Source organism: Rossellomorea sp. FS2, from assembly GCF_047915635.1.
Taxonomy (GTDB): domain Bacteria; phylum Bacillota; class Bacilli; order Bacillales; family Bacillaceae_B; genus Rossellomorea; species Rossellomorea marisflavi_A.
Map to the genome: position 1 here is coordinate 530730 of NZ_JBLRVS010000007.1, position 26574 is coordinate 557303.

General features: G+C 47.5%; 22 protein-coding genes and 4 tRNA genes. 7 read left to right on the forward strand and 19 right to left on the reverse strand.

Going from position 1 to position 26574, the window contains the following annotated elements:
* Positions 1-13: 13 nt before the first annotated feature.
* On the reverse strand, positions 14-2029 hold the full coding sequence (locus ACNA6I_RS21995) for an alpha/beta fold hydrolase (RefSeq protein WP_416314187.1): 2016 nt from the start codon (positions 2027-2029) through the stop codon (positions 14-16).
* 409 nt (positions 2030-2438) lie between these two features.
* On the opposite strand from ACNA6I_RS21995, the gene ACNA6I_RS22000 reads away from it, so the two are divergent.
* The 4 genes from ACNA6I_RS22000 (at position 2439) to ACNA6I_RS22015 (ending at position 6190) form a co-directional block, all read left to right on the forward strand.
* Positions 2439-3437, forward strand: a complete 999-nt coding sequence (locus tag ACNA6I_RS22000) for a tRNA dihydrouridine synthase (protein ID WP_063191822.1) — start codon at positions 2439-2441, stop codon at positions 3435-3437.
* A 124-nt stretch (positions 3438-3561) separates the two neighbouring features.
* Entirely contained in the window at positions 3562-4143 is a 582-nt protein-coding gene (locus ACNA6I_RS22005; RefSeq protein ID WP_416314188.1) for an SMI1/KNR4 family protein, read from the forward strand.
* Between the two features lie 105 nt (positions 4144-4248).
* Positions 4249-5895, forward strand: a complete 1647-nt coding sequence (locus ACNA6I_RS22010) for a DUF2075 domain-containing protein (RefSeq protein WP_416314189.1) — start codon at positions 4249-4251, stop codon at positions 5893-5895.
* Positions 5888-6190 carry a nucleotide pyrophosphohydrolase gene (locus ACNA6I_RS22015; RefSeq protein ID WP_416314190.1) on the forward strand — a complete coding sequence of 101 codons (303 nt, stop codon included), beginning with the start codon at positions 5888-5890 and terminating at the stop codon, positions 6188-6190. The genes ACNA6I_RS22010 and ACNA6I_RS22015 overlap by 8 nt, the downstream gene beginning before the upstream one ends.
* A 64-nt stretch (positions 6191-6254) precedes the next feature.
* Here ACNA6I_RS22015 and ACNA6I_RS22020 read toward each other — a convergent pair whose 3' ends face one another.
* Both ACNA6I_RS22020 and ACNA6I_RS22025 read right to left on the reverse strand, forming a co-directional pair.
* Positions 6255-6887, reverse strand: coding sequence for a copper homeostasis protein CutC (locus tag ACNA6I_RS22020; RefSeq protein WP_416314191.1), 633 nt, complete (start codon positions 6885-6887; stop codon positions 6255-6257).
* Positions 6888-6905: 18 nt separating this feature from the next.
* Positions 6906-8009 carry a hypothetical protein gene (locus ACNA6I_RS22025; protein WP_416314192.1) on the reverse strand — a complete coding sequence of 368 codons (1104 nt, stop codon included), beginning with the start codon at positions 8007-8009 and terminating at the stop codon, positions 6906-6908.
* 248 nt (positions 8010-8257) lie between these two features.
* Between ACNA6I_RS22025 and ACNA6I_RS22030 the strand changes: the two genes are divergently transcribed.
* Complete coding sequence (locus ACNA6I_RS22030) at positions 8258-8890, forward strand: LysE family translocator (RefSeq protein ID WP_048004607.1); 633 nt, start codon at positions 8258-8260, stop codon at positions 8888-8890.
* A 159-nt stretch (positions 8891-9049) separates the two neighbouring features.
* Positions 9050-9757, forward strand: a complete 708-nt coding sequence (gene rluF, locus ACNA6I_RS22035) for a 23S rRNA pseudouridine(2604) synthase RluF (RefSeq protein ID WP_048004606.1) — start codon at positions 9050-9052, stop codon at positions 9755-9757.
* A gap of 59 nt (positions 9758-9816) precedes the next feature.
* On the opposite strand, the gene ACNA6I_RS22040 is transcribed toward rluF, so the two are convergent.
* From ACNA6I_RS22040 to ACNA6I_RS22115, 16 genes are all read right to left on the reverse strand, one after another.
* On the reverse strand, positions 9817-10764 hold the full coding sequence (locus tag ACNA6I_RS22040; RefSeq protein WP_187427003.1) for an alpha/beta fold hydrolase: 948 nt from the start codon (positions 10762-10764) through the stop codon (positions 9817-9819).
* A 155-nt stretch (positions 10765-10919) separates the two neighbouring features.
* Positions 10920-11399: a 23S rRNA (pseudouridine(1915)-N(3))-methyltransferase RlmH gene (gene rlmH / locus ACNA6I_RS22045; protein ID WP_367080757.1), complete on the reverse strand. Its 480-nt coding sequence runs from the start codon at positions 11397-11399 to the stop codon at positions 10920-10922.
* Positions 11400-11497: 98 nt separating this feature from the next.
* Positions 11498-11656 (reverse strand): CxxH/CxxC protein, encoded by a 159-nt coding sequence (locus ACNA6I_RS22050; RefSeq protein ID WP_082139223.1) that lies wholly within the window; start codon positions 11654-11656, stop codon positions 11498-11500.
* Positions 11657-11767: 111 nt separating this feature from the next.
* A complete protein-coding gene (locus tag ACNA6I_RS22055; protein ID WP_048013894.1) occupies positions 11768-13006 on the reverse strand; it encodes a S1C family serine protease in 1239 nt (412 codons plus the stop codon).
* 595 nt (positions 13007-13601) lie between these two features.
* Entirely contained in the window at positions 13602-14396 is a 795-nt protein-coding gene (locus tag ACNA6I_RS22060; protein ID WP_053429882.1) for an MBL fold metallo-hydrolase, read from the reverse strand.
* A gap of 7 nt (positions 14397-14403) precedes the next feature.
* On the reverse strand, positions 14404-15216 hold the full coding sequence (locus ACNA6I_RS22065) for a two-component system regulatory protein YycI (protein ID WP_048004602.1): 813 nt from the start codon (positions 15214-15216) through the stop codon (positions 14404-14406).
* Positions 15203-16564: a YycH family regulatory protein gene (locus ACNA6I_RS22070; RefSeq protein ID WP_048004601.1), complete on the reverse strand. Its 1362-nt coding sequence runs from the start codon at positions 16562-16564 to the stop codon at positions 15203-15205. The genes ACNA6I_RS22065 and ACNA6I_RS22070 overlap by 14 nt, the downstream gene beginning before the upstream one ends.
* On the reverse strand, positions 16561-18384 hold the full coding sequence (gene walK / locus ACNA6I_RS22075; RefSeq protein ID WP_414130784.1) for a cell wall metabolism sensor histidine kinase WalK: 1824 nt from the start codon (positions 18382-18384) through the stop codon (positions 16561-16563). The genes ACNA6I_RS22070 and walK overlap by 4 nt, the downstream gene beginning before the upstream one ends.
* Positions 18385-18388: 4 nt before the next feature.
* On the reverse strand, positions 18389-19096 hold the full coding sequence (gene yycF / locus ACNA6I_RS22080) for a response regulator YycF (RefSeq protein ID WP_048004599.1): 708 nt from the start codon (positions 19094-19096) through the stop codon (positions 18389-18391).
* A 163-nt stretch (positions 19097-19259) separates the two neighbouring features.
* Entirely contained in the window at positions 19260-20690 is a 1431-nt protein-coding gene (locus ACNA6I_RS22085; protein WP_048015810.1) for a peptidoglycan DD-metalloendopeptidase family protein, read from the reverse strand.
* Positions 20691-21006: 316 nt separating this feature from the next.
* A tRNA-Phe gene (locus ACNA6I_RS22090) sits at positions 21007-21079 on the reverse strand.
* A gap of 12 nt (positions 21080-21091) precedes the next feature.
* Positions 21092-21168, reverse strand: a tRNA-Asp gene (locus ACNA6I_RS22095).
* A gap of 273 nt (positions 21169-21441) precedes the next feature.
* Positions 21442-21513, reverse strand: a tRNA-Glu gene (locus ACNA6I_RS22100).
* Between the two features lie 10 nt (positions 21514-21523).
* Positions 21524-21599: transfer RNA gene (locus ACNA6I_RS22105), tRNA-Lys, on the reverse strand.
* 154 nt (positions 21600-21753) lie between these two features.
* Positions 21754-22725 (reverse strand): nuclease-related domain-containing protein, encoded by a 972-nt coding sequence (locus ACNA6I_RS22110; RefSeq protein ID WP_416314193.1) that lies wholly within the window; start codon positions 22723-22725, stop codon positions 21754-21756.
* A 368-nt stretch (positions 22726-23093) separates the two neighbouring features.
* Entirely contained in the window at positions 23094-24386 is a 1293-nt protein-coding gene (locus ACNA6I_RS22115) for an adenylosuccinate synthase (RefSeq protein ID WP_048004596.1), read from the reverse strand.
* Between the two features lie 212 nt (positions 24387-24598).
* Between ACNA6I_RS22115 and ACNA6I_RS22120 the strand changes: the two genes are divergently transcribed.
* Positions 24599-26326, forward strand: coding sequence for an ABC transporter ATP-binding protein (locus ACNA6I_RS22120; RefSeq protein WP_416314194.1), 1728 nt, complete (start codon positions 24599-24601; stop codon positions 26324-26326).
* Positions 26327-26574: the final 248 nt, after the last annotated feature.

Below are 26574 nucleotides of genomic sequence, written 5' to 3' on the forward strand. Positions count from 1 at the left end.
TTTTGTGTGAACCTTATAAAATGGTATACAGCGTCGTATTGGCCACCGTGATCAAGGTGATGAGCACGGTATTGAGGAACGCCCCGACATAGACGTTACCGGTCTTGCGGTAGAAGTAGCGATTGAAGATCGATGCCACAAGCAGGACGGGTACGAGTCCGATCACGATGATGGAAGACAGTGATTCAGATGGGTATCCGGCTGTTCCTGTGGTGAACAACAATCCGTATTGATACACAAGGTACAGGATCAAGCCCCCGATGAAGTGGAGCGCAGAGATCACATATCCCTTGAATCCATCGTACTTGGTGGTTGCCGTATTCATATTCACCGACAAACCGACGATGAAGTAGTAAATGAAGAAGAGCAGCGCATATTTGAGAAGGGCGAAGAGATGATGCCCTTCAAACGTCTTCACGGCCACCGTCCAAATACGGAAGTCGACCTTGAAGATCCCATCGATAAGGTAAAGGATCCCGTAGCCGATCCCGACAGCGATGAGGACGGTGACAAGGGAAGCCACGACCGATTTCACACTTGCTCTCACGCCATAGCTTGCGATGGTAGCACCCTCAGGTTTTTTTGAGATATAGTGATACCCGATCATCATCATAAGGGTGATCAGTGCCACATTGATGGCCCAGTAGAGGATCGGATTCACAGTCGGTGCACCGAAGAACTGCGTCGTTTCCGTCAGCTTACCTTGGTAGCGTAGGAAGACGTATTGGATGATGCTCAACACCAGCATGATCGGTGCAAGCACGCCCATGTTGCGATCCGTCTTTTTCATGGCTGAGGCAATGACCCCGATAGCAGACAGGGCGATGAGGACCATACTGATCTGCCTTAACAGCCTCATACCGGATACATCGCCGCTATAGAGCGCCGAGAAGAAGAGGGCCGGGAATAGACCGCCGATCACGACCAGGATCAATCCAGCGACCTTTGCCCCGTTCGACGTTGGACCAGGCAGCGGTTCCGGGAATTTCGTCCTCACATTCTTCAGGAACGGAATTCGTGAAAGGAGCGAAATGAGCGGCACGAACAATAGGAAGAATCCGACCAGGGCGATGAAAGAGAACCACTCTTTGTACATCCAGCTTTGACCTGACGTGTCGTTCAGCGTATCGCTATAGTCTGCGAATGCCTTGCTGTAGAAATCGATGGCATATCCCGTTGAGGTCTTGGAGAAGTGATTCCACGGATGGGTCTCATTCGGTTCATAGATGACCCGTTTCCCACCGTTCACATCGTAGATCTTCCCTGCCTGTGGAGCACTAGGATCACCGACGAAGCTTTTTCCTTCCTCGGTGTTGATATAATCCTTCTTCACGACGGATGCCCCGGCAGCAGTTGCATCGGCATCGAAGAAGAATTCATCATACTTTCCGGCAACCTTCCCTGAGAACCTTGGTCCATATGACTGATTAATGGCCTCAAGGCTGTACTCCATCGTCTTCAGCCACTGATAATCAGACCCCATGGTAAGGGAGCTGAAGATTTTCCTGACTCCTGTCTTCTGGAAGTCGGCTTCATCGAGCATCACGGCATGCGTCGAGGAGAATCCACCCATGGAGTGCCCCGACACGGCGATGATCCCATTGCCTTCACCGTTCTTCAACACGAAGTCCTGATCATACATATATTGCACGGCATCATACATGGAAAACGGCCAGAACGAGAAGAACGGCACCGGCTTTTCCATCGTACCCGTCGAATGCCCGTGATCATATTGATCGAGGGCGAGGACCACATAACCCCGCTTCGACATTTCAATGGCCTGAGCATCCTGCATCTCGGCAGAATTCAAATATCCATGGGTCGCGACGATGGCAGGCCGTGGATTTTCATCCGCCCCGTCAGGCTTATACAGCAGCCCTGACAGTTCCCCCCTTGGCGTGTCAAAGTAGATGCGCGATACATCGACCTTGCCGTTTGAGTTATTGAAGCGGGATGCTCCCACGCTTCCAACGAGAATCAATACCAGTGACACGAGCAACAGAACGACGGTTTTCTTTGATTTTCCCATCTTATCCCCCTGTGAAGTTTTATTTCTATATTTATTCCGATATACGAAATATTAGCCCATACCCAGCGAAAAAAAGACACACCAAGCCCCTTGAATACGGAATTCAAGGTCATGAATGTGTCTCACGGTCTCCTCACGGCGTATCAACTTGAAATTAATTCTATACCCGAAAGAAAACGCTGTCAATAAAAATGGTAACTTTTAACCCATTACGTTTTACCTGCAAACCTGTTAAAATGCACACTAACTGGATCCAAATGGGGTCAAAGAAAGGGCCAGAGCGCCCGGTTCCCTTGCACTTTTCCTGTAGAACCATTAAAGTATATACTGGTTGGAATTTGACCATAAGCATGTTACTTTTTAATTTTGGGAAACTCGATTTCCCTCAAGGAAAGGGTTTAACGATACAATGAAAGATAATTTTTGGCATGAGTTACCTCGGCCGTTTTTTATACTGGCACCAATGGAAGCCGTGACCGATGTGGTATTCCGCCACGTCGTAAGTGAAGCGGCAAGACCTGATGTATTTTTCACAGAGTTTACGAATACAGAAAGCTACTGTCACCCGAAAGGCAAGGACAGCGTACGCGGCCGCCTCACGTTCACCGATGACGAGCAGCCGATTGTCGCCCATATCTGGGGAGACAAGCCTGAATACTTCCGTCAGATGAGCATCGGCATGGCGGAAATGGGCTTCCGTGGGATCGACATCAACATGGGATGCCCCGTGCAGAATGTAGCCGCCAATGGAAAAGGCTCCGGCCTCATCCGCCGTCCTGACACGGCTGCCGAGCTGATCCAGGCAGCAAAAGCCGGTGGACTTCCCGTCAGCGTGAAGACCCGCCTCGGCTACACCGAAGTGGACGAATGGTATGACTGGCTCAAGCATCTCCTTGAGCAGGATATCGTCAACCTATCCATCCACCTCAGGACGAAAAAAGAAATGAGCAACGTGGACGCCCACTGGGAACTGATCCCCGAGATCAAGAAGCTGCGCGACGAAATCGCACCAAACACGCTTCTTACAATCAACGGAGACATCCCGGACCGTCAAAAAGGGCTTGAGCTCGCCGAAAAATACGGAGTCGACGGCATCATGATCGGACGAGGAATCTTCCAAAACCCGTTCGCCTTCGAAACCGAGAAGAAAGAGCACAGCAGCCAGGAGCTCCTCGAACTCCTCCGCCTCCAGCTCGACCTTCATGACAAATACAACGACGAACTCGAACCACGCCCATTCAAACCGCTCCGCCGCTTCTTCAAAATCTACGTCCGCGGCTTCAAAGGCGCAAGCGAACTCCGCAACCGCCTCATGGAAACCGAATCGACAGATGAAGTACGTGCGCTGCTGGATGAATATGCAGAGAAAATCGGGATTCAGGAAGAGAAGGGATTCTCGGTTACCTGATTCGATGAAGAAGAGCCCATAGGCTCTTCTTTTTTTGATTGACTTTATCCCCTTTTTTCACTACTATTCCAAATAGTTACATAGATTTGTATGACTTCATTCGGTCATTTAAGGAGGCGGAACAATGGAACTGATCAACCACTTCATCAAAGGATTACATGAGCACCTGCTGCCAGAAGAATTGGAAGAACTCAAAAAGTCTCACGGTGCCAGCCCGGAAGACCTTGAACAGCTTAGACGACTCTACCCAGACTGCCCGGAATCACTCCTGTCCCTGCTTGAAAACATCGACGGGACGTTCTGGAGACAATACGGCGAAGAAAAGATCGCCGTCTGCATCCTCGGTTCCGATGTCGAAGACGGTAGATATCCCTATTACCTCTTGTCCACCCAGCAGATGATCGGCAGCTCAAAAGAAGAAGTAGACACCTCTTATCTTTCCGAATATGAAGAAGACGACGTCGATCCCAGGATCAATCAAGACGGCCTGTATCCCGGCACGTACATCCACTTCTCCGACTGTATGAATAACGGGGGAACCTCCAATCTATTCATCGATTTCAACCCGACCGACCAAGGCGTTTCCGGACAGATTGTCCGCTTTTTACATGATCCGGATGAGTTTAAAGTGATTGCTGATAGCTTTGATGAGTATGTACAGGGATTGATTGATGGCGGGTTCGTGTTTTTGGAGGAAGAAGAGTGATTCAGAAGGGACAGCCAGTAGAGAAGCTGTCCCTTTATCATACAATTTTTTCTAAATACTCAACAAACTATGTTACGATAAGAAAAAAACTACAGGGGTCGGATCATGGACGGATTAATTTATGAAGACCAAAGCTTCACGCCCGGACACACACAACGCGTTGAAACAAAATATCTCAATAACTATCCCATCGTCTACATCCTCTATAATGAGATGAAAAAGCCTGCCGCCTATATCGGTCAAACCGTGCATGCTTCGCGCCGGTTAAAGAATCATCTTGAAGATAAGAGACGAACTGGATTGAATCGTTCCATTTTGATCGGACACGAACAGTTTAATCAGTCTGCAACCTATAATATTGAATCCAATCTTATCAACTTTTTCATCGCTGACAATCAATATAAGCTGCAGAACGTGAGTCAGACGCGGATGCGGGTGATGCACGATTACTATGAAAAGAAAAGATATAATGAAGAGATTTTCCCGGCCATCTGGGAGAAGCTGCGCACAGAAAGTATTGTGAGTGACACGATCGAGAACTTAAAAAATAAGGATATCTATAAACTCTCTCCCTATAAGGAACTATCCGCTCATCAGCTTGAAATCAAAAATGAGATCCTTGATTTTTGCAGGAATCATGCTGATCATGACGGCCACCACGTCATCGCCATTGAAGGAGATGCGGGAACAGGAAAAAGCGTACTATTAAGTTCCCTTTTCAATACGATCCAAGACCTTTCAAAAGACCCCAGCTCTGAATTAGCAGGAAAAGACAACTATCTTCTCGTCAACCATACAGAAATGCTGAAAACCTATAAGAGCATCGCAAACAGCCTACCGAACTTGAAGAAAAAGAACCTGATGAAGCCTACTCCGTTCATCAATCAGATGACGAAGTTCGGCAAAAATGCGGATATCGTGTTGATCGATGAAGCACATCTTCTATTGACCAAAGAGGATGCCTACAACAACTTCCGCTATGACAATCAACTGGATGAGATCATCAAGCGCAGCAAGATTTCAATTGTCATCTTTGACCCAAAACAGGTTCTTAAAATCAAGAGCTATTGGGATGGAAGCTTGCTTGATGAAATTATATCTCGTTACAATGCCACTACGAAAAAGCTTTCCGAACAAATGCGCATGGAAGCTAACCAAGATACACTCCAGTGGATTCAACAGTTTGTAAGAAAGAAGATCATGCCTTTACCAAAAAAAGATCCCCATTTCGAATTTAGGATTTTTGACAACCCGGAACAGTTCAGAAAAGCCATCGAGGAAAAGAACGAAGAAAAAGGACTCTCCCGCATCGTATCCACCTTTGACTATCTGCATAAAAAGGACGGGGGCGCCTATTACGTCGATAAAGACGGGCTCAATATGCCTTGGAATCAGACTCAGGATAGCATTACTTGGGCAGAAAACCCTAATTCCATCAGAGAAGTAGGTTCCATCTACACGGTACAAGGATTTGACTTGAACTATGTCGGGGTCGTCCTTGGCCCTTCCATCAGCTATGATGAAGAACGCGATGAACTTGTCATCGATCCTTCTCACTATAAGGACACTGGAGCCTTCGTCTCACGATCTGATCTCTCTCTGGAGAAGAACCAAGAAATCAAAGAAGAAATCATCCTGAATTCTATTAATGTCCTGATGAAACGGGGCATTCATGGACTGTACCTGTATGCGACCGATCCTACACTTCATAAACGACTGCAGCAACTAAAAGGAGACAACAACCATGAGTGATATTCAACAGTTAATAAACAAGATCGACCAGTTCCGGGACGACCGGAACTGGAGACCGAACCACAACCCGAAAGATCTCGCCATCTCCATTTCCATCGAAGCCGCCGAGCTGCTCGAAGACTTTCAGTGGGTCACAAGTGAAGAGGCACTGGAGGAAAACACCGAAAATATCCGCGAAGAGATTGCCGATATCCTGATTTATTCCCTTACCCTGTGCTCGGAGCTTGGGTTCGATGTGAAGGAGATCGTGGAAGAGAAGATTGTGAAGAACGGATTGAAGTACCCAGTAAAATGAATAGAGCACCACACGAAATACCCCTCCTCATAGCGAGAAGGGGTATTTCCGTTATTTTATCCCATCAATCAACGATTCTGGTACCGTGAGCTTCCTTGACGCCTAACGAAGATGTGATGTCCTCCAGATTTCGTGAGGTCACCCCTCCGCCAGGAAGGATCGCAATCCTGCCATTTGCATGGTCCATATACGTTTTCAACCGGTCCACATTGCCTTCAATCCTCGTATCTGCCGGACCACCATGGGTCAGAATACGATGAACACCATGCTCCACCAGCCAATCGATGGCCTTCAGCTGGGACTCAGCCGTAATCGCATCGAACGCCATATGAAAGACCACTTCAAGACCACTGGCTACTTCAAGTAGCGTGACCATGGCTTCCTCATCAATCCAACCGTCTTGAGTCAGGCAGCCGAAGACGACTCCATCGGTTCCCATCTTTTTCAGATGGATGATATCCTGCTTCATGATCTCGATTTCATCGACAGTGTAGACGAAATCGCCGCCTCTTGGGCGGATCATGCTCATGACCTTCACGTTGCGACTGCGGCAGTAGTCCATCGTGACCTGTGCCACACCGGGACTGACCGTCGTTCCGCCAACGGCGAGGTTATCGCATAGTTCCACCCGCTGGGCACCTTTTTCGATGGCTTCAGGGACCTTCGTGAAATTCTCAACACAGACTTCCTTCAACATGCTAGTTCTCCTTACTTCTTATTGATAGTTTACAAAAGCCGGTGCAGGGTCGAGTTCCAGGACGTCTTCAGGCGTCATGACCGGTTCATCCTTCTTGTAGAATACTTTGAACCCGCCGTACTGGATCGGCTGATTATGGACGAGCTGATGGTATCCTGCCCGCTTCAATCCGGCAATTCCGTGACCGTCATTGTTCAGCACCACTTCCACATTCTCTGTAGGCTGGATCGCGTCTTTATTGTTCAGGATGATATCGGCAAATTGGTGCACAACCACCATTTTGTCTGGCAGGTCGTTCTCCTCAGTCAGTTTGGAAATATACTCAATCGCCTCTTGCACTTCCTCACCATCTACATGCCCCAGATCTTCACCGGGAACCTGTCCGTCTGTCACATGGAATTCAGTATCGATGGCCAAGTGAACATTCGGACGCTTCAAATACTTCTCTACCAGCTTCACCTGATTCATAATCGAGTCTTTCCCCAATTGAATATCCAGGATCAACAGCGCATCATTCTCCTCTGCGAGCTTCGCATACGTCTCGATATCCTCTTCAGATGTCGGAACCATATACAGACCATCATCCCCGGGACTACGCTGCGCCACGGTTGCGATCAATTCTATCGCAGGGATGGCCGGACGATCCGGATCCAGTTCAGAATAGGCCTTCGTCTGTTCCTTCAATTTGGTCATCAACTCATCCGGACTGTACTCACCCAAGATCCCCATGTTCTCAGAACGGGGGGTTCCATAGTAGGAAACAATCCTGTTCTCTTTAAGGGGACCATCCGTCTGATCTTCCTTATCTTTAGCAAGCGTCTGCCCTAGTGGCACACTTCTCGTCGTGTCATCACCATGCGCCTCAGAAGTCGGCATATCCGACTGCTGCTCACTCGTATAATGGCTCTCAATCGGCTCGGCACCCTCAGATGGCTTGATTGCTTCATAGCTCGCCACAGGCTCCTTCTTCGCAGGCTCCTCTTTCTTCTTCTCATTCTCTTTCTTTGAGGTCTGCTCGGTCTTCGGCTCTTTCTTCTCCGTACTTGCTTCCTCAGAGCAGCCCGCCAACAGCAAACCCGGGACCACACCAAAGAAAGCTCCTGCCATCACTAGTTTTTTCACATTATCCCACCTGTTTCAACACGTATTTCATATGTATGATGATCCGTCCACACCACAAATGATTTCTTTACCATTTTTACTATAATTCTATCAGAATATCAAATGTATCTAGTTTGTAGAGACCTTACCATTTACCATACCACGTGAAAACAGGAATAATCGTATATTTAAAATGTTTTAACAATTTCAGGTGATCTTCTTGTAATATAGTAAAAAGGGCTTGTGAAATAAGAAAGAGGTGCAAAAGTATGTTTGGCGTCATTCATTTTGAAGTATTTCTTCTAACGGGAATCCTACTGAACCTGATTCCCGGAGCAGACACGATGTATATTGTCGGTCGAAGCATATCACAAGGTCGGACAGCAGGTATTTACTCGGTGCTGGGGATCATTAGCGGTTCCCTAGTCCATACGTTATTCGTGGCGTTTGGTCTATCCTTGATCTTGGTAAAATCCGTTCTCTTATTCAATGTCATCAAGGTCATCGGAGTCGTGTACCTCGTATACCTGGGTATTCGCATGATTCTAGATAAATCGAATCTTGCCTTCCAACAAGCGACAGGCACCACAATGAACAAACGAAAAATCTACATCCAGGGCTTACTGACCAGTCTCACCAATCCCAAAGTATCGCTATTCTTTATCGCATTCATGCCTCAGTTCATAGACCCCAATGTCACAAGTCCCGTCCCATTCTTGATACTAGGACTAACCTTCACCATAACGGGGTTGCTCTGGTGCCTGTTCGTAGCCTACTTCTCCTCCTACGTCACCAAAACGCTCAGGGGAAACCAAAAGGTTGGACAGGTCTTGAATAAAGTAACCGGAGTGATCTTTATCGGGATGGGGATCAAACTCCTTCAAACAAAAGCTCCGAGCTAAAGTAGATAAAAATCTCCAGATTGCAAACAAGCCGATCAGATTTCGTCTGATCGGCTTTCTTTAGAATTACAATATATTCCCGTTACCTAAAAACATTTTGTGATTCCTTAAAAATATATTAGTATGGAAGATAACAATCGGATTAAAAGAGGTGCTACCATGCGTATTAACAAATATATAAGCGAAGCCGGAAAAGCGTCCAGGCGCGGTGCGGACAGACTCATCGAAGACGGTAGGGTCACCATCAACGGAAAACGCGCCACAATCGGCGACCAGGTGAACCCCGGAGATGACGTCGTCGTAGACGGGAACCCAATCCGGGTCGCACGAAACAACGTATACATTGCCTTGAACAAACCAGTAGGCATCACCAGCACAACAGAAAAAGGCGTAAAAGGAAACATCGTCGACCTCGTCAACCATCCCTTGAGAATCTTCAACATTGGACGACTCGATAAGGACTCCGAGGGACTCATCCTCATGACCAACGACGGTGACATCGTAAACGAAATCCTGCGCTCAGAAAACCAACACGAAAAAGAATACATCGTCTCAGTCGACAAGCCCATTACACCTGAATTCGTCAAGAAAATGTCAGAAGGCGTCAAAATCCTAGGGACCACAACGCTCCCATGTAAAGTCGAGCAACTATCAAAATTCGACTTCCAAATTACACTGACACAGGGATTGAACCGCCAGATCCGCCGTATGTGTGAGGTATTGGGGTATAATGTGTACCGATTGCAGCGGACGCGGATCATGAATATCCAGTTGGGGAAACTGCCTCCTGGCCAGTGGAGGGATCTGTCTAAGAAAGAGAAGACTCAGTTGTTTAGGGAGTTGGATTATGAGGCTCGGGAGTGGTGAATCTTACTCCTAAGGCACCCTTCCACTTATGTTGGAAAGGTGCTCTTTCTTTTTAATCTCTATTCATTACTTATTATTATCTCTTTTAATTTAGATATAAACTTTTCTTTCTCGTCTATAAATGGTGCATGTGCGGATTGCTCAAACGTAATAAGTTCTTTTTTAGGGGCTTTTATGTGCTGATAAAATTTTGTTGCTTGATAATGTGATGTAAGAAAATCATATCTTCCTTGAAGGATATAGACTGGAACTTCAAATTGATTTATTTTATTTAGTAAATTGGTGGTAGAGATAGGCTTACTTAAAACTTTGTAAGAATTAAACATTCCAGCAATCACGTTTCTCTTCTCTGTTAACGTGTAAACCGGTGCAAGGATAATGTCCTTAATGATTTGAAAGTTTGAATATCCCCTTCTAAGAAAGCCCACACCAAACTTTTCTGTATATTTACTTCGTATAATATTGTACTTCTGACTTTTATAATATAAATGGTTAAATTCAAATCCCTCAACTTCTGCTATCCATTTTTTATTGTTAGTATCCTTCACTTTTTTTAATAAATATTGATATGTTTCTTTTTCTGACTCTTGAGGTATGCTAACTTGTCCAACACCGATATACGCATGATATAAAGATGGATTATCAGAAGCTGCTAAACTAGCTAGTAAAGTTCCCCATGAATGACCAAGTATAAATATTTTCTCAGAATTAAACTTGTCACATAAGTATCGGCTAATGTGAATTGTATCACATACCATCTGTTCAATCGTCATTCCTTCTGAATCAGAAGTGTAAGACATACCTGTTCCTCGTTGATCCCAATAACAAACTGTGAAAATAGTATGTAAGTTAATCTTGTTAGCTTTCATAATAGGGAATACCGGAAGTCCCGGCCCTCCATGAACGATTAATAATACAGGCAAAGAAGTATCATTCGTCTCTATAATGATTCCTTGTTTTACAGAATCAATATAAAAATATTCCTTAGATGAGAAGATTTTTGTCACATAATCAACTCCATATTCAATATTACGTTCACATTCATTATATGTATTTGATACCTTTACATTCGACTTAACGTTAATCATTTAAAAATTTCAGCATTTAACACAACAAAAAAGAGCATATCGTTGTACGATATGCACCAGCTTGGATATATTCATCATTTATGATACGGTTCCCCCCGATTAATACGAAAAGCCCGATAAACCTGCTCCACCAGCACCAATCGCATCAGCTGATGAGGAAATGTCATCTTTGAAAACGACAGTTTCTCATCGGCCCGCTTCAATACATCATCACTGAGTCCAAGTGATCCACCGATGATGAAGGCGACTTTGCTTTTGCCGTAGGTGGCGAGTTTGTCGAGGGTGTCGGCTAGTTCCTCGGAGGATTTCATTTTGCCCTGGATGGCGAGGGCGATGACGTGGTGGTCCGAGGAGATCTTGGAGAGGATGCGCTCGCCTTCTTTGTTTTTGACCTGCTGCATCTCGGAGTCGCTCAGGACTTCGGGGGCTTTTTCATCGGCGAGCTCGACGATGTCGATTTTGGCGTAGGCCCCGAGTCGTTTCGTGTATTCGGCGATTCCTTGCTTCAGGTATTTTTCTTTCAGTTTACCGACGGTGATGATGGTGATGTTCATGGTTTATCCACACTCTCTTTACAAACAGATTACAAACATATTATCCACAGAATTTATCCACATATCCACAAAACCCATCCATATGTCGTGGGGGAATATTAGTTCGCCACTACATATATTGCGTTATTCCCACAATATTCACAGGTTGTGGATAACTGTTTTTCCTTTGGAAGCTCTTCCAGTTTAGGCGCGACCTCATGCTCATCGACGGCGATGTCGAGTGCGAGTTCCACGTGTTCCAGGCAGCAGTTAATCATGCTGAATCGACTCCTTTTGCTATGTTTTTATACTTATCCACAGGTTATCATAACACGTAAAGAAAAAGCAGGAAAGGGATGCCCTCTTCCTGCTTTTACGTTATCCACATATTACAATTGTGATTCATCCGTTAATTTCATTGTGACTTCTTGAAGTTTTCCGTCGCGGTAGAATTTCACCTTCATGGAGTCGCCGACTTTTTTCTTCGTGTAAAGATGTTTCCGCAAGTCGACAGTGCTTTCAATTTTCTCACCATCAAGCTCAACGATGACATCAAGCTCTTGCAGCTTTGCTTGGGCTGCTGGCGAGTTCGGCATAACCTGGCGAACCAACACGCCTGATTTCACATCTTTAGGAAGCTTCAATGTTTCTTGTTGGTGATATGAAGATACTTCGCTCACATCTTGGAGTGTGATTCCCATGGAAGGACGTTTCACTTCTCCATGCTCTTCAAGATCTTCTATGATCGGTTGAGCCGAGTTGATCGGGATCGCAAGGCCGATTCCTTCAACGGCGTCCTGGGCGATCTTCATGGAGTTGATTCCGACAAGCTGACCGGAAATATTGACGAGTGCTCCACCGCTGTTACCAGGGTTGATGGCCGCATCCGTCTGGATGACTTCCGTATTCCAGTCTTCAACGCCGTCCTGGTTGATATCAACCGGAATCGTACGGTTCACACCGGACACGATCCCTTGTGTCACAGAACCTGAGAACTGAAGGCCAAGGGGGTTACCGATGGCGATGACCGGTTCACCCTGTTTCAATTTATCAGAGTCACCGAATTTCGCAATGGCACTGTCTTTTACATTGCTGCCGTCGATTTCAATGACCGCAAGATCCGTCCACTGATCGGCACCGCGAGCATTAGCTTTTACTTTGGACCCATCTGAAAGGGTGACTTCAAGCTGATCGGCCCCTTCAATGACGTGGTTGTTCGTGACGATGAGGACCTTGTCCCCTTCACGCTTGTAGATGACACCTGAACCTGATCCCGCTTCCTGGGTTTGAGATCCGTCATTACCGGATTGACCCCAGAAGCTCTGAGACTGGATGTTGCTGATCCCGACAACGGAATCCCCGGCTTTTTCAACGGCTTTCGTGACATCCGACGATACATCGACAGCCACATTCTCCGTTTTCGCACTATCCACCTTATTCTCAGTCGTCACGCCGTTCGCATTATTATTCGAACCGAACAAATCGGTCCCGGTCAACTGAGGTACCGCCACCAGCACCAAAAGCGCACCGACAATCACACCAATCAAACCCGAGAAGAAAATCCCGCCGCCTCCTCGTCTCCTTCTTTCCCTATTCTCCGAAGAGGGTCCCTGATCATAATATCCCATCTATTCTTCATCCTTTCTCCATTATTAGTCCATTCGTTAGTTTTTCTTTACTACCCTCATTATAGTCAGATTAAATTAGAAACTGATGAAAAAAAAGTAAGAAAACCATGATGATATAGAGGCAATTTTGTGAACATTCAAGGCGCAAAAACCCATTTTTCTATTCCCCACATAACTAAAATGAGGGGGAAGAAGGGTTGATCTATGCACTAACGCCCGATATTAAGCAGTAGTGCAGTGCAGCGGAGGTTGGTCGAAGCGAAACGGAACGAACGTCCTATCTCTTTTCCCTCCAATAAAACAGAAGAAAGGGGCAGTGAGACGTGCCCACTCTATGCACTTACTCCCATATCAAGCAGTAGTGCAGTGCAGCGTAGGCCGACCGACTCCCGCGGAAACTAGAGGAAAGGTCGAGACCCCGCAGGCACGAGGAGGCTCGACTTCCTCTCCGCAGGAAAGCGTGTCGGCCGCAGCGAAACGAAACGTCCCATCTTATCGCAAAAAGCTACCAAAGCTCAAAAATACAAAAAAGGATGAAGACCCGAAAGCCTCCACCCTTACTCTACCCCTTGCCAAACAAAGGATAAACCTTCCATCACACAGCCACAAGCGGCGTAGGAACCTTAGGATCCGTATCCAGCAAATCAAACTGCTCCCCAACAAGAATGCCCTTCGTCTCCAACGTCTGCGAAACGCTCATCCTTGCCAGATCCTTCATATTATTATCCAAGCTCAAATGCGCCAAATAAAAATTCTTCGTCCGATCGCCAGCCACCTCGGCCATGGCAACCGCTGCATCTTCATTCGACACATGCCCCACATCGCTCAGGATGCGGCGCTTGATGTTCCACGGGTAACGCCCCATACGGAGCATCCCCACATCATGATTGCTCTCGAACACATACGTATCGGCATTCGAAATGATGCCCTTCATACGGTCGCTCACGTACCCTGTATCCGTCATGAGGACGAGTTTCTTCTCCCCTTGATGGAACACATAGAACATCGGCTCCGCTGCATCATGGGACACACCGAATGACTCGATGCTTATGCCGCCGAAATGCTTGGCCGTTTCCATGTCAAAGGTGAATTTCTGCTCGGTGTCGATATTCCCCACGAGACCGTCCATGGCGTTCCACGTCTTCTGATTCGCATAGATGGGAAGCTTGTACTTCCGCGCAAGGACGCCGAGGCCCTTGATGTGATCGCTATGCTCATGGGTGACGAGGATGCCGGACAGGTCTTCGATCTTCCGTCCGATCTGGCTGAACAATCCTTCCATCTGCTTGCCGCTGAAACCTGCATCGACGAGGAAGGAGTGCTCTTCGTTCTCAACGAATATGGCATTTCCTGTACTGCCGGAAGCAAGTACACTAAAATGCATGCTCATGTTTCTCTCACTCCAATGGTTTGTCTTTATCTGTCGTGCTCGTCTCCAAAAATTGTCCTTCGAAGGCGTTCTGATAGTAATCCTCTGTCTCATCCCCATTCTTCACGACGAAATGCCATGTAGGGGCCAGCACCTGGGATTCCTCCCAAGGCACAAAGGTGGAGTAGCCGAGAACCGGCCGTTCCACAGTGCTGCCAGCAGGAATGCGCTGGGTGTTATAGAGGTTGCCGAATGCTGCAAACGGGGTGATGATCGGTTTTTGCTCGTCGCTCAGTTCCTTGATGCTGTCGAACATCGTCTGGGTGTACGAGACGATTTCATTGCTCTGATTGAGCTGGAACACGATCATCCCGTTCGTATTATTGTAGATCTTCCTATCCTTGTACGTCTGGAAATAGGTGATCGTTCCTTTTTCTTTATCAATATCCCAGTAGCTGTACTTGTCCCCATCGATCATGTTCACCTTCATGAACTCATTGAGTTCTTCGGGCTTGAATTTCTCACTGATCGGTAAAGGATCCTTCAATACTGAGTTTATCGTATTCTCGTTCATAATTCGAGCATCCTGATTTTTCAAGTCCTTCAGATCCTCTGATTTGAACTTCTTCGCCACCGCTTCAATATACGGTTCCCTCACGACTTCACTGGAGAGGTCCTTTGGATACTTGATATTCTCAGACTTCAGCTGTTCATCAATCGTCCACTGACCGAGGGTATCGAGGTTGCTTTCAGAGACCTTGCTGATGAACGTGGAGACCAGGAAGACGTTCAAGATGAGAAATACGACGATGAAGATCGTTTTCGTCTTACTCCAATCCATTCAAGACATCCTCCTTTTGCTCCGTATCCAGTCTGATCCAATTACCGTCGTACTTATAATACCAGGAAGGCTCAAAGTTCAGCTTCCGGCTATCCTCCGGGTTTCGGGTCATCTTGTATCCGACCACGATATCCTGCACGGAATCGAGATCGATGCTCTTCGCGTCCTGGAGCATCGTAATGACAGAGGCACCGCTTGGAAGCTGTTCTTTCGACACAGCGCTCGACGAGAAGTCGCTAGATGAGAAGTCCAGGGTGAAATAAGGGCGGCTATACTTATTGACCGAGTTGGTCCCCACCGTCTCCGTGATTTCCGCCATTCCCTGATCATTGAATACCGGAAGATTCTGGACGAAGAGTCGGTAGGTGACTTTGTTCTGATCCGGATTGATCGAGAAGAATTGGAAGTTCTTGTCCGTCCAACCGCCGTGCTCATTGACGAAGCTCATGGTCTCCGTAAGCAGATGATAAGACGGCCACGGCTCGACTCTCTCCTCTGTGGGATACACGAAGGAGAGCGTGTTGTAATCTTTATTCACGGTCATCAGACTGTACACAGAGATATACGTGTCGACATTTCCGTTTGACGAGAGATTGATGCTCTTCCCATCGATAAACAGGGCATTCTTATAATCCTCTATGGAATCCAGGTCGGTGAAGTACTGATAGCTGATGTATTCATCCTTCGCAAGCGGCAGATAGATCGTCCGGTCGTCCGTCAGCGCATATTCCATATACTCTGTATATTGAAGGGAGAGCTTTTTCAAGTATCGACTGGCGAACGTGTTGACGCTGTTCTGGTCGACACGGGCTGTATAAACGCTGGTCGTCCCCTTTTTCGTTTCCTTTGGCAGGAAGAAAACGGCACTGGAATCAAGCCCCTTATCATTCAAATCGATGATGATACGTTCGAAATCGGCTCTCGGAACCGACGAGCTGTCCAGATTCAGGATCTGGCTGTAGACCGATAGGGGGACATTGTCAGGGAAGATGATTTCGATGCGATTTTCTCCCTTGGACACTTCCTTTAGATCTTGTTCGCTCAATTGCACCTGGGAGAAATCATAGACGTTCCACGTCCCGATGTCCTCCATGACCTTATCGATCTCTTTTTGATTCGACGTACCGAGGGTCTTATCGGCCTGATGGTACAGGAGTTTGAACGGCTTGATCAACGAAGGCGCAAGCTCATCTTCCGGGCGCTTTTCCCCGACGGTCACTTTCACGGGGTTATCCTGATCCTCGATTGTTTCATAACGTGGTTGATACGTCCATAGACTGTAGGTCAGGAAGATGCTGATCGCCACCAGGACGGTCAGCAGTATGGATTTGAATTTTTCGTAGTTCATGACCAATCATCCTCTTGAAGAGCGTCATAAGGCAGGGTAAAGGTGATGGTCGTCCCTTTTCCTTCTACACTGTCCGCCCAGATATCGCCGCCATGCGCAGTGATCATTTCCTTCGCGATGGCAAGACCAAGGCCGGTTCCACCCATTTGACGGGTCCGCGCTTTATCGACGCGGTAGAACCGCTCGAAGATTTTACCGAGATTGTCTTTCGGAATCCCGAGCCCCTGGTCGGAAATGCTGATTTCAATGAACCCATTCTTCTCCTCGACGATGAACGTGATCGTTCCGCCTTCCGGAGAATACTTGAGCGCATTGGAAATGATATTATCCAAAACCTGCGTGATTTTATCCTGATCGATCTCGACGAACATCGCCTGATAGGGAAGGATCCGCACGAAGCGGACATCCTGATTCTTCGACATCTCGAAGCGATCGATGATCTTATGGAAGAACCCGATGAAGTCCATCCAGTCCCTGTTGAACCGGTAGTCCTTGCTGTCCATCTTCGACAGCTGCAGCAGGTCATTGACGAGACGGATCATCCGCTCGGTTTCATTCTGGGTGACATCAAGGAAACGCGGTGCGATATTCTCGTCCTGCCAGGCTCCTTCTGCAAGGGCCTCCAGGTAGCTTCGCATCGTCGTGAGCGGCGTCCGGAGCTCATGGGACACGTTCGCCACGAATTCACGGCGTTCCAGGTCGATCTTCTCCTGCTCCGTAATATCATGAAGCACGGTGATCAAGCCGTTCACGAAGCCCGTCTCCTTCTGGATGATAGAGAAATTCGCGCGCAGGATATACGGCTTTTCATTCGTACTGTAGTCCAGGATGATGGAGTCCTGGGTATTGGAAAGATCCTCGAAGCTATACTCTTCTTCGATCCCAAGAAGGGAAACGATCGGCTGCGACACCACCGTTTCACGTGAAACATTCAGCATGTTTGCTGCGGGATCGTTGATGAGGATGACCCGGCCTTTCCGGTCGGTGGCGATGACCCCGTCCGTCATATAGGAAAGGACGGAGGACAGCTTCCTTCGCTCCCCTTCTGTCGACGCCTGGGAGTCCTGAAGCCGTTTCGTCAGGTTATTGAAGGTGATGGCGAGCTGACCGATTTCATCATACCCGTACACCTTGACCTTCCGGGAGAAATTCCCCTTCGACATGGCCAGGGCCTGCTTCCGCATATCGGAAATCGGCCGCGTGATCGTCTGGGCCAGAAGCACCCCAAGGATCGCCGTGATGACAAGGGCGATGATCGTCCCCCTCGTGAAGATCGCATTGATCTCATTCATCTGATCATAGACCGTCTCGATCTGTCCGACGACGAACATCGCCCCGATCACTTCGTTATTGCTCTCGATCGGTTCCGTGAACACCCAGATCCGATCACCTGATTTTTTATCAAAATAAATGTCATTATGATTGATACCGAGGGCAAGGGCCCGCTTGACTTCCTTTTCCCCGGCTGCCTGGCCGATGAGGTTCTGCTCATTCTGTCCAGACGTCCCGATGACCCGGCTCTTCGCATTGATCACCCGGATCTCCGAGATATCGTTCGTCCTGCTGTCCCTCAGGATCCGGTTCAGATCGTCCTCAAGCTTCGGATCGGTATCGGTCCGGGTTTTGAGCATTTCTTCTTTCACCGTATACTGAAGGATCTCCACCCTGTTCTGGATGGAGGTCTTGAAGTTATTCACAAACCGTTCCTCAAGGGAGCGGACAAAGTACACCCCGATGATCTGCATGGCGAGCAGGATCAGGAGTACATAGATCATCACGAACTTAAGATGGATGGAACGGGTCAATCCGACTTTCTTCATCCGATTACTCCTGTTCTGGGTTTCTCAAGTAGTACCCGACACCCCGTCGCGTCACGATCCACGTCGGATGGCTCGGATTATCCTCGATCTTCTCGCGGAGCCTACGCACCGTCACATCGACCGTACGGACATCCCCGTAGTAGTCATAGCCCCACACCGTCTGCAAGAGATGCTCACGGGTCATGACTTGTCCGATATGCTTCGCAAGATAATGAAGCAACTCGAACTCACGATGGGTCAGCTCAATGGTGTCTCCACGCTTCGACACGACATACGCATCGGGATGGATCGTGAGTGAACCGATCGTGATTTCATTATTCTCATCCTCTTCCACCTGGGCCGCACCCTGCTGGTGACGGCGAAGATTCGCCTTCACACGGGCGATCAGCTCGCGTGTACTGAACGGTTTGGTTACATAATCATCCGCACCAAGCTCAAGGCCGAGGACTTTGTCGATCTCTGAGTCCTTCGCCGTCAGCATGATGATCGGCATCTCATATTTTTTCCGGATTTCACGGCACACTTCCATGCCGTCACGGTTTGGAAGCATAATATCAAGAAGCACAAGGTCCGGCTTGATTTCCTCTGCCATACGCACGGCTTCATCCCCGTCATACGCACAGTGAACCTCGTATCCTTCCTTTTTCAAATTGAACTGCAGTATATCAGCAATGGGTTTTTCATCGTCAACGACTAGAATTTTCTTATCCATATGAATTGATCTCCTTATTTAAACGAATTTGATTCAGGATACTCTCTTTAAATTTATCACTTTCTTCATATTAAATCACCTTTTACTCAGAAAACTCCTTCTTCCCAATATAACAAAGGGGACTGACATTGCAAAATGGATGTCAGTCCCCTCGTGATGAAATCTATTGATGAAGTACGTCCAATGGATTCAGCATCTTTCCGTCCTTATACACTTCGATGTGCAGGTGGACACCGGTTGATTGCCCCGTATCCCCCATCACGCCGATCTTCTGGCCCTGCTCGACCTTCTGACCGGCCTTTACAGAGATGGAAGCCAAATGTCCGTAAATCGTCTTATAGCCATTCTGGTGATCAATGACAATCTTGTTGCCGTAGCCGCCGTCATTCCATCCTGCCGACTCGACAACACCGTTATCCACGGTTTTGATCATATGATCGGTCGGACGCGCGATATCGATTCCCTTATGGAATTTACCCCAGCGCTCACCCTGCTTGGAGGAGATGTATCCCCCGTTCGTCGGCCAGACGAAGTTTCCGTTCCCGCGGCCAGGGATCTCCTTTGTTCCTTTAAGGACGATATAGTCCACAGGCTTCTTCAGCGTTTCCTCATCCTTCACGTCCTTTGATTCAACCGCACCGTTCTCTTCGGTCACCTCATAGGTCACGGATTTCTCGCCTTCTTTACCGGCCTGCTCGACCTTTGTATCGCCCTTCGTCATGGACGCATCGTCTTTCACTTTCTTCTCATAGTCGATTGCTTCAAGCTTGTTGACTTCCTTCTTCACCACCATATGAAGAAATGGTTCAGATTCCTTGATCACAAGCTTCTCACCGACCTTCAGCGCCTCGTCAGCCTTCACGCCCTTGTTCAAGTCGAGGATGTCATCCATGGAGAGGTCATGCTCCTTGGCAATTTCCCCAAGGCTGTCGCCGCGCTCCACTTTGTAATCCTTCTCTTCGACTTTACCAGACTCAAGATCCTTCGCAGCCTCTTTCACCGAAACCACTTCATCCGGATCGACCTTCGCTTCCTTCGTCTCCACCTGCTCCTTGAACGAAAGATCCAGGATCCTGGACTCATTCTCCCCGAGCTCCGGCAGGGACTCGTCGTCCTTACGATTCTCGTAATCTTCCAGTTCTTTTTTCGAAACATGATTGAGTTTGAACGCCTTGAGCACGTCCTCGGCGTCCTTCTCATCCTTCACGTAGGCCACCGGCTCACCGTCCACCTCCACGGCATAGGCATTCGCCTCGACAGAAACCGAATTCTGGACGGTATTCAACACGTCCTGATCCTGTGATTCAATCGTAAATACATCTTCAGGTATGTAAGTTACTTCTTTATTAAAATCAAGATCGATATCCTTATGTTCATCCATGGCTTTGGAAAGCTTCTTCTCAAGCACAGCATCCACTTCCGCTTTATCCGTCACGGCCCCGACATACTCAGAACCCATATATACATGATACACCGTCTTAAAGTCCTCAGCAGCAGAAGCACTCGACGCCGTCGTAAATGCTCCCAGCACAAGGGCAATCGCACCTGCTCTTTTCAGCGAGGGAAACGGTGATGATGGTAACCCCAATTTCATTGATTTTCCTCCTATTACAAGACATGCATGTCTATCGTAGTAGTCTTTCAATCACTCATACCAACCCAATTTACCATATTTCAACGAATTCCGGGCTGATGTATCATGATTGTAAAAAAACTGTATCAACGACTAGGACAATCGATTGATAGATGGGCTGTGAAGCTTGTCATAGAGGGAATTGGGAATGTAAGGACATTGCAATAAACATGGGGAAACATGGGTGAAAAGAGCGGGGAATATTACAGGAAGATGACAAAAAAGCATAATAAAAAAGTACTACGAGAGGCAACGTCGTCGCAGTACTTTTTATAAATGGCTCAGGACAGAATCGAACTGCCGACACATGGATTTTCAGTCCATTGCTCTACCAACTGAGCTACTGAGCCACACTATGAAAATGGCGGTCCGGACGGGACTCGAACCCGCGACCTCCTGCGTGACAGGCAGGCATTCTAACCAACTGAACTACCGGACCAGAGCTTTTTGCGATAGCAAAATAGCTATCATTACTTTTTCTCGAATGCGAAGATCATGAACTTTGCTTCAGGAAAATAGCTATCATTAGGATTCGCAATAGCGAAAATAAATCTACAACACATTCGTGACCATACTCGACATAGGTGTTAAACATCCCACATCAAATGCCGAAAGCTTTTAAATCCGGAAAATTTCGACAAATCACGAATAAAAATTTGCGACCCACATGGTGGATCGTCTATTTTTAAATCCCAATGAAGGAATGAAAAAATGACCCGTACGGGATTCGAACCCGTGTTACCGCCGTGAAAGGGCGGTGTCTTAACCGCTTGACCAACGGGCCACAAAAATAATGGTGAGCCATGAAGGATTCGAACCTTCGACCCTCTGATTAAAAGTCAGATGCTCTACCAACTGAGCTAATGGCTCTAAAAAAGGATATATATAAACACGATTCGGCCGTTTATATCTTACATCTATCAGGCCTCTTTCGTGACAACGAAATTAATATTATCACAGAGCAAAACACTCCTGCAATAGTTTTTTGTCTTTTTTCGTCGAAAATTATTTCTCGGGGAATAATTTAGAGATTTATTTGCTCGGAAATGGTGTAGAACGTGCTTTTGTAGTGGCCGGATTTGGTTAGGTGGGGGGTGGATTGGAGGAGGCGTGTCGCAAGTTGATAAGAGTCAATCATTAGAAATTCTCTGAGTTGTTTACTAGTGATGGTCTTTCCGAAAAGAAGGTAATAGTCTTTTAAAGCAGATAAATGGGCACTGGTCGATCGGCAGGAGCATTTGGGACATGTCCAGTATTTATAAACTCGTTTCATTGGAAAGCTGTTGCACTCTGGACAGAATACACCACTGATGATATCGGTTCTTTCAAGTCCGTAACGGTCTAGTATGGGACTCTGATCAGGCTCATGCTTTATAAGAATTTGTTTGGTTAGCTTCTTCAGTTCCTTTTGAGTGATAAAGGGCTGGTCGTATTGTTTCTTAATGGTATCAATGCTGGATACGAGAGAAGGAGGTTTTACTATTAGATTATCTGCCTCATAATCTGAGGACGTTAAAACTGAGTAAGGATTACTCATGACAATCATGCCATGTAGGGGGATTTGTGGAAGTGAGCTTTTCTTTAACCATGCTCTAAATTGAGTGATTTGCCGTTGTACTTGTAGCAGTGGGTCCGGAAATGCCCTCTCTTGTCCATTCTTACTTTGAATCAATTGATTGAACTTCCCATCAAACGTGATATGACCTGAGAGATTTTTCACCTCGGCGATGACGGCAAAAAACGGCGAGATGACTAAGACGTCGATCTGAAAGAACCGCTCTCCATCATACAACCGGACATCATGAAGAATATGATAGAGTTCTTCTTGTAAAAATGTAAGGTGAAACTCAAGGGATTTCTCTCCGTTGTATCCGGATAAGAATTTGCTTAGGTCTGATTTCACATGAGGAAGTTTAGTCGAGTGTTCTTTCATTCTTTCGGAAAGGGTTTGTAACTTGTGGACGATTGCGGGGATTTCTAACTCTTTTATCTTCATAGCATCACTCTCCTTAAACGATATTCATACCTTTTTCGCTGAATTGTACCGAAATCCTCTTTATGAGCCGAAAATTAATACTTTTTCAAGGTGCTGGTTGGATTTATTACCGACTTTTTAATTTTTTCTACCGACAATTGATTTTTTTCTACCGACAATTCAAATTTTATTACCAACTCACGTATTTGCCGAAAATGTCATTACCGATTCTTAAAGGTTATTGCTAGTACAGTACGTTATCTCCCAACTTCCACACTTTATTACCAACTACGCCGCTATTGTTGCCAACTCCACTCGTACCGCCCCCAACCAATCCAATCAAAAAAAGACCCAACCCCAAAGGGCCAGGTCCATCAATCAAACCAATCTTATCGTACACTCCACACGCTGCGAACCACGTTCGTCTGTGAACGATCCGGTCCGACAGAGAAGATCGATAGCGGGATACCTGTGAGCTGTGATACGCGCTCGAGGTAGTGGCGTGCGTTGTCTGGAAGGTCTGTGAGCGTCTTGCAGGCTGTGATGTCTTCGGTCCAGCCTGGAAGCTCTTCGTAGACAGGCTCGCACTCGGCAAGGATGTTGAGGTTTGCCGGGAACTCTTCCATGATTTCGCCTTTGTATTTGTAGGCGACACAAATTTTCAATGTTTCAATGCCGGTTAGGACGTCGATGGAGTTCAGTGACAGATCAGTCAATCCGCTGACGCGGCGCGCGTGACGGACGACGACGCTGTCGAACCAGCCGACGCGGCGGGCACGGCCGGTGGTTGTGCCGTATTCGCGGCCTACTTCACGGATTTGGTCACCGATTTCGTCTGTCAATTCAGTCGGGAACGGGCCATCTCCTACGCGGGTCGTGTACGCTTTGGATACACCGACAACGTGGTTGATCTTCGTTGGGCCGACACCTGAACCGATGGTCACGCCACCAGCTACCGGGTTGGATGATGTAACGAACGGGTATGTACCCTGGTCGATATCGAGCATGACACCTTGTGCTCCTTCGAATAGGACGCGGCGTCCGTTGTCGATGGCGTCGTTCAGAACGACGGATGTATCGACGACGTAATGCTTGATTTGTTGACCGTACTCATAGTACTCGTCAAGGATATCTTCGATCTTGAAGCCTTCTGTTTCGTAGAAACGCTCTAGGAGACGGTTCTTTTCTTCAAGGTTGCGTTCAAGCTTTTCTTCGAATGACTTGCGGTCAAGAAGGTCGGCGATACGGATTCCGATACGGGCAGCTTTATCCATGTAAGCAGGGCCGATTCCTTTTTTCGTTGTACCGATCTTATTGGCACCTTTACGCTCTTCTTCCACTTCATCAAGCTTCAAGTGGTATGGAAGGATGACGTGGGCGCGGTTGCTGATGCGCAGGCTGTCTGTTTTCACATCACGGTCGTGAAGGTATTTCAATTCTTGTACGAGTGCCTTCGGATCCACGACCATACCGTTTCCGATGACGGAGATTTTTTCATTATAGAAGATTCCAGATGGGATCAAGTGTAATTTGTAAGTTTCGCCATCGAATTTGATGGTGTGTCCGGCGTTGTTTCCGCCTTGATATCGTGCGATTACTTCTGCATGTTCAGAAAGGAAATCAGTGATCTTTCCTTTTCCTTCGTCTCCCCATTGTGTTCCAACAACTACTACTGAAGACATGTGAGCACCTCCGACGGGAATCGTGATTCCCCTTTTTTCAAACAAGCTTATTTTATCAACTCACTGGAAGAAAGTCAACGAAAACACGAACATTTAATAATAAACACAATGAATACGTTCGTGAAAAATGATGAATCTTTTCTCCTCACTACACCGGTGCTATGGTAAAATTATCTTATGTTTTGTCTATTACATAAAGGTGGAGTGGTCCTATGATCAAACGATTTTTCTCGTATTACCGTCCCCATCGACGGCTTTTTTATATTGATTTTTTCTGTGCCGTACTCGTCGGAGTCTTGGAACTTGGATTCCCCATGGCCGTATCGTGGTTCATTGATACGCTCCTTCCAGAGGGGAATTGGAGCACGATCGTATCGGTGAGCATCGGCCTCTTGCTTCTTTATCTGATCAGCTCGTCTATGCAGTTCGTCGTGAACTACTGGGGGCATAAGCTCGGCATCAACATCGAGACGGACATGAGGCGGGAGCTGTTCCATCACGTGCAGCGCCAGTCGTTCCGCTTCTTCGATAATACAAAGACCGGGCATATCATGAGCCGGGTGACCAATGACCTCATGGATATCGGGGAGCTTGCCCATCACGGACCGGAGGACTTGTTCATTGCCGTCATGACGTTCGTGGGCGCGTTCTGGATCATGCTGACGATCAATGTGAAGCTTGCCCTCGTCGCGATCATCATCGTGCCGTTCCTCATCTGGCTCATTTCGTATTCCAACATCAAGATGAACAAGGCGTGGACGAAGATGTACGGAAATATTGCAGACGTCAACAGCCGCGTGGAAGATAGCGTATCAGGCTCCCGTGTCGTGCAATCGTTCACGAACGAGTCCTATGAAATGGAGCGCTTCAACAAGAACAACCTGTTCTTCCGAAAATCAAAACTGAAGGCATACAAAGTGATGAGCGTGAACCTATCCGGAATCTACATCACCACAAGGCTCATGACGCTGGTCATCCTCGTGTACGGGGCATGGCTCACATTCAGCGGCGCCCTTTCTTATGGGGAGCTTGTCGCCTTTATCCTGTATATCAACGTACTGTTCAAACCGATTGATAAGATTTCTGCCCTCCTGGAGCTCTATCCGAAAGGGATGGCGGGCTTCAAGCGCTTCACGGAGCTCATGGATCAGGAGCCGGATATCGAAGACCGTCCGAATGCAGTGGAAGTGGAGAGTCTTGAAGGGCGCATCACCTTCCGCGACGTGACGTTCGGATATGAAGCGGAACGGCCGATTCTGAACGACCTCTCCTTCACGATCCAACCGGGACAGACTGTTGCATTCGTCGGACCATCCGGTTCCGGAAAAACGACGATCTGCTCCCTCATCCCGCGCTTCTATGATGTACAGGACGGGGCAATCACCATCGACAGCATCGATGTCCGCAACATGACGAAGGCGTCACTCCGGTCCCAGATCGGGATCGTGCAGCAGGATGTCTTCCTGTTTGCCGGTACGCTGCGTGAAAACATCGCCTACGGACGTCTCGAAGCGACACAGGAAGAGATCGAGGAGGCGGCCAGACGCGCCCATCTGACGGATCTCATCGCTTCCCTGCCTGACGGGTATGACACCGAGATCGGTGAGCGTGGACTCAAGCTCTCCGGTGGGCAGAAGCAGCGCCTGTCCATTGCGAGGATGTTCCTCAAGAACCCTCGCATCCTCATCCTTGATGAAGCGACTTCGGCCCTTGATACCGAGACAGAAGCGATCATCCAGGATGCCTTGAACGACCTTGCGAAGGACCGTACGACCCTGGTCATCGCCCACAGGCTCGCCACGATCCGGAAAGCCGACCGGATCCTCGTCGTCACAGAAGATGGCATTGCTGAAGACGGGACCCACGAAGAGCTCCTCTCGGACGCAGGAGGAATCTTCACGAGGCTCCATTCTCATCAGAATGCGACGATCGGTTCGTAATAAAAATAGAAAGGAGGAAGCCGTGTGTGGCTTCCTCCTTTTTGCCGTTTGATAGATGGCTGGTTGTGAATTTGATTCGGGTCGATTGATGTTTATTTGCGACTTTTTCCTGTTACGAGTGAAAGGTATGGGATACTTGGAAAACAGGGTGATTTATCAGCGAGATACTGAATGTGATTTTCCAGTTGTACCTCCACCGACAAATTCCGACTTATTTCGCAGGCTATTTTATAGAGTTTGGACCCTAT